General features: G+C 69.1%; 1 protein-coding gene. It reads right to left on the minus strand.

The genetic code is table 11. The features are described 5' to 3' along the window. On the minus strand, positions 1 to 900 hold a 900-nt coding region (locus HHX41_RS39435), incomplete at both ends, for an ATP-binding cassette domain-containing protein (protein WP_182910014.1).

The following is a 900-nucleotide window of genomic DNA, read 5'->3' on the forward strand; positions in this document are numbered from 1 at the left end:
CAGACCCGGAATCGGAATCGGAATCGGGGGTCTCCTGCGAGACCATCACCAGATCGAGCACCCGGTGCTCGTCCAGGTCCTCGGCCGGCGCCTCATGGACGACCCGGCCCTCACGAACGACCAGCACACGATCGGCCAGGCCCAGCACCTCGGGCACCTCACTGGACACCAGCAGCACCCCGATACCGTCATCGGCCAGCTTGCGCACCAGCGCATACAACTCAGCCCGCGCCCCGACATCCACACCACGAGTCGGCTCATCCAGCAGCAGCAACTTGCGGTCCTCGGCCAGCCACCGCCCCAGCACCGCCTTCTGCTGATTACCACCCGACAACGTGCGGATCGCCCGCCGCGGATCCGGCGGCCGGATGTCCAACGCCTCCGACAACCGCTTGGCCTCAGCGAACTCCGCCCGCCGATCCAGCCAGCCCAGCCACCGCGGCCTGGTATACCGGCTCAAACTCGCCAGCGTGATGTTCTGCGCCACCGGATGATCCAGCAGCAACGCCTGCGCTTTACGCTCCTCAGGCGCCAGCCCCATACCCATCCGCACCGCCCGGGTCGTACTCCCCGGCCGCACCGCCTGCCCGTCCAGCACCACCCGGCCACTGGCCCGCCGCGCCCCGTAGATCGCCTCGATGATCTCGCTGCGACCCGACCCGACCAACCCCGCCAACCCGAGGATCTCCCCCGCCCGGATACTGAACGACACATCCCGCACCCGGCCCGGCACACTCAGGTTCTCCACCCGCAGCACATCCGGCCGCCCCTCATGAGCGCCCCTGCCCGGCCGCGGCGGGAACACATACTCCACATTCCGCCCCGTCATCAACGCCACGATCTGCGAAGTCGGAGTGTCCTTGGCCGCCAGCCCCACCGCGACCGTCCGCCCGTCCTTCA

It is taken from the genome of Microbispora sp. H13382 (genome assembly GCF_014161445.1).
GTDB lineage: Bacteria > Actinomycetota > Actinomycetes > Streptosporangiales > Streptosporangiaceae > Microbispora.